Annotated in this window: 2 protein-coding genes and 1 pseudogene; 1 reads left to right on the top strand and 2 read right to left on the bottom strand. The window is 37.9% G+C overall.

Annotation, left to right across the window (positions count from 1 at the left end):
- The coding region (locus SST62_RS0105550) for a YSIRK-type signal peptide-containing protein (protein WP_029186607.1) at nt 1-2,927 on the bottom strand (2,927 nt) is incomplete at its 3' end.
- Nucleotides 2,928-3,077: 150 nt separating this feature from the next.
- On the opposite strand from SST62_RS0105550, the pseudogene SST62_RS0105545 reads away from it, so the two are divergent.
- Nucleotides 3,078-3,545: pseudogene (locus SST62_RS0105545) on the top strand (IS982 family transposase); the annotation flags it as partial.
- Nucleotides 3,546-3,635: 90 nt separating this feature from the next.
- Here the strand turns inward: SST62_RS0105545 and SST62_RS0105540 are convergent.
- A partial coding sequence (locus SST62_RS0105540; RefSeq protein WP_029186605.1) for a MucBP domain-containing protein occupies nt 3,636-4,271 on the bottom strand: 636 nt, incomplete at its 5' end.

The raw sequence follows: 4,271 nt of genomic DNA, 5'->3' as shown, positions 1-4,271 counted from the left end.
TTGCCGTCGATGTTATCGAAGGTACCTGTTGAGCTGTAGTTGTCTTTGTTCACTACGGTGTAGCCAAGGTTTTCGAATTCCGTAATCTTAGCAGCTGGATCAAAGCCAAACTTATCCCCTGTTTTACCACTAAGGTTTTTTGTAAATTTAACTGTGTTGTCTGTTGTGTCAACAAATTTAACTGTGCCGACTTGTTGTTTAACATAAACAAGTGTTAATTCTTGAACAGTATCTACTTTTATTGCACCTTCGTATGAAGTGATTTTTTCGGTGAATCTTTCTTCTGGATCTGTCGCTTTTTTAATATTAGTGTCTATTGCTTTAAATAAATAAACAGTTCCATCTGCTGCAGTAATTTCAGATTTTTCCGCTGATTTTACATTAAAAGTAGTACCTGTAGTTTCATGATCAATGACTAGGTTTGCAGTAGCAATTTCAACCCCGTCTTCATTGATATAGTAAACTTTTACTCCGCCTTTTTCAGCATAGTAATAAGTTACATCTCCTGTCGATGGTGAGAATTCATTAAACATAAACATTCTTTTCCCACCAAAACTTGTCTTGTTACTTCCGGTATGTACATTGCCGTCAAAATCAATATATTGGCCACTTTCATTCACAAGTATGTATTCGTATGGCAAAAACATACCTTTCGGATATCCATTTTGTTCAAATAAAGTGTTGGTGATTTCGTGACTTACAGGACCATATTTACCATCACCATAAGGAGCAGCATACTTATTTCTAATCCATAAACGATTTGATGTATATGTCCATACCTCTTTTCCAGTTAAGAAATCCGGACCTGTATTTCCTGCCCTTGGAGCTATATCATCTGAAACAAACATCAAAAGATATGGCGCATTTAATGCTTTTATTTGAGTCAGTTTTTCTTCATTTGAAAGTGATGTATCATTAATTATTGCTATTGTTTCTTCTAATTTCAGATCTTCAGCAGTTACATCTGTTTTTTTATAGTATTCTTTTACATCTTCATGATCTACATTAAGAGCAAAGTTTAAGAATTTAGAAGTTCCGTCTTCTTTTGAAAACGTTTGTACCATCACGACGTTATGACTTGCTGCCCAACTTCCTGATATAACATAAGAACCTTTAACATAGGTTGGTCCAACAACTCCTGTATTGCTTTGTGGAGTCTTAACTAACTCATAGTTCTCAAAATCTGCTGCACCAGCTATCGTGTATGTATCCCCTGTATTTGCATCAGATAAAGTGTAAGTGGCTAATAATTTTTCTTCTTTGAGTGCTGTCTTTTCTAAGACATATTTTGTAGTTACATCTAAACCACTAGTTGGAATTGGTGAAGAAAAACTATTTTGTACACTTCCTTGTATTGTAGTTGATCCTGAAGAATAAATAATCGTAGATAAGGCCGTCCCACCTATACCTGCATAAACATCTAAATTTCTAAGCGTTGAAGTTTGCCCATCTTTAGAAAAATTATATTCACTGTTCGTTATTTTATATTGAAAACTTTTATTTTCTTTTATTGGTGATGACGCAGCAAGTGTTTTTATGTTATTAAATTGTTTACTTTCACCAGGTGAAATTGTTAGTGTTTCTACTACGTTGTGATTTGCAGATCTATCAACCAATTCCGCTAAGACACTACCATCATTTAAGGTACTATTGGTAGAAAATCTCATGTACCAATTTTTATCAAAGCGATAATTAAATGAACCTTCGCTTTTTATGCTAGTATCTGTAGGATCTTGATTTCCTGATAAATCTACAACAAAAAATGTTTTATAGTCAGCAACCTCAGTTAATTTGTATTCACTATTGATATCTTCATCAGTTGGAGTAATTGTCGCCTCTTGTTCAGCCACTTCTTTATTTAAAACTGCTGCATTTTCAGTCCAGTTACCTGTACTCTGGGTTACTGTTGCCGATGCTGTCGTAGTTGTCAAAGCCACTTGAATTACATCAGTTCCCAAGAACTTACGCAATTCCAAAGCCAGAGCTTCAACATTTGAACGAACTGCATCGATTTGTGCATTCACAGCTTCAAGTGTTACTGTTGAGTTATTCAAAACAGCTGTTGCTTCTGTTGCAGTTAATTTTGTTGCTGCCGCAGCTGATTTCAATGCCTCGTTATCGCTATCAGCCGCAGCAACTAGACGCTCAGCTTCATTTGCCAAGACTTCAGCTTCTGAAGTTACTTGTTCAAGAACAACTTTCGCTTCTTCAACTGTTGCTGGAGTTTTAACAGTTTCCGCTACTGATTCAGTAGTAGCAGCTTTCGTTTCTGTAGATGTAGTTGTTTCGCTTGAAGCTGTTTCTGTAGCTTTTGACTCAGTAGTTGCGGTTGTAGTTGTTGCTTCAGCTTTCTTAACAACTTTTACAGTCACCACGTTCGCAGCACCTTCTGTTACTTCTTGAGTCACAGTCGCTGTTTGACCTGATACCAATTCGTAACCATCAGGTAGTTCTGTAGCTACAGTAACGCTAGTTTTTGCAGTAGCTTCATTAGTACTTACAGTTGCTAATTTCACATCCGCTTTTACTACAGTACCATCTTCCAACACATATTGAACGATGTAGTTAATCGCTGCAGAACGCTCTGTATTTGTAGCAGTTGCAACTGTTTCAGTAGTTGAAGCTTCTGTAGATGAAGATGTAGTTGCTGCTGATTCTGAAGCTGAAACAGCTGTTTCTGTTGATGAAGCTACGCTTGTCTCTTCAACGACAGCTTCAGAGCTTGCAGACGAATCTGTTGTCGATGCAACAGTCGTTGTTGTTTCTGATGAAGCAACAGCTTCCTCGGCTTTAGCTACTTGTGCTCCAGCACCAAGAACCAAGGACATACCAAGCAAGACACTAGCAGCACCAAAATGATACTTACGAATCGAGAAATGCTGTCTCGTCCCGTACCAGTCAAATGACTTTTTCTTTGCTTTGCGCATATTTACCTCCGAAAAGAAATTTAGAGCTAGTTAAAATAACTATTAAACTAGTTCTTTTATGATATTTGATATATCAAGTTTATCTTACCATACCCCCCCCCATTTTTCAAGTAAATATATTTATTTTCAATACATTTTGTAAAACCCACTTTTAAAGGATTAGCCGATATTGGCTACAACGCCTCTAAACATCTTTGGTTCTACGGATTCAAGGTTCATATGTTAGTGACCTTATCTGGTTATATTTTGAACTATGTTGTCACGCCAGCCTCTGTTCATGACATCAAGGTGGTTTATGAATTATTAGAAGGGTGTAAGCAATCGGTTATCCTAGGTGATTTAGGCTACCTGAGCAGTGAACTCAAGAAGGATTTAGAGCAACAAGGTTACCATCTATGGACGCCTTTTCGACAAAATATGACAGGGGCCGAAGAACATAACAATTGGAAAGTAATGGCCATGAGACGAACTATTGAGACACGTTTTTCTGAACTGTGTCGTCTCTTTGACATCGAACATACATTAGCTAGAGGGCTAGCCGGACTACAGATACGAAAGGAACAAATTATTCTAGCTCATAACTTACGCTATTTTGAAATGAACTTGCACCACGGATAATGATATATAAGTTCTTGCACAAAAAAAGGAAAGGCGAACCTTTCCTTTTAATTATTTTACCTTGATAGGAGGTTAGGAAAAATAATGTAATTAGTCTTCGTTACGACGACGTTTGCCTGCAAGAGCAAGAGCTGCTACAAGCATTGCTGCACCCAACACACTTGCTGCTGATGAAGCTTCACCTGTATTTGGCAATTGAGCCACACCAGTCTTAGTAGTTGTTGTTGGAGCTACAGGAGCTTGTGGTTTTGGTGCAACAGGTTTGCTTACCTTACGGTAAACATGATATGTATTACCGTCACCATCAGTGTATGTCTTACCTGTGAACTCATATCCTGGGATTGACTTGTTAGGTGTTGTTCCCTCTTCTTGCGGTGCAATTGGGTTACCATCTTCGTCAACGTGGTTTGTCACAACCTTCTTAGCTGGAGTCACTTTACGGTAAACGTAAGTTACTTCAGTTGTCTTACCACCTACAACAGTACCAGTTTCTGAACCATCAACACGAACAAGCTCATAAGTTGTACCATCTTCTGTAGTGATAGTGTTTGGCTTGTTATCAGTTGTGTCATAAGACTTGCCAGCAGGAACGTTTGTTTCGTCTTGAACTGGTGCTTTGATAACTGTACCGTCTTCTGTTACGTAGTTAACCACAACATTACCATTTTGAACGTAAGGGATTAGTGTGTCTTCACCTGAATTTTCTGGTGTTGGTGGCACATAACC

Source organism: Streptococcus suis YS56 (assembly GCF_000440115.1).
GTDB classification, from domain to species: domain Bacteria; phylum Bacillota; class Bacilli; order Lactobacillales; family Streptococcaceae; genus Streptococcus; species Streptococcus suis_L.
This window is presented reverse-complemented; position numbering and strand designations above follow the sequence as displayed.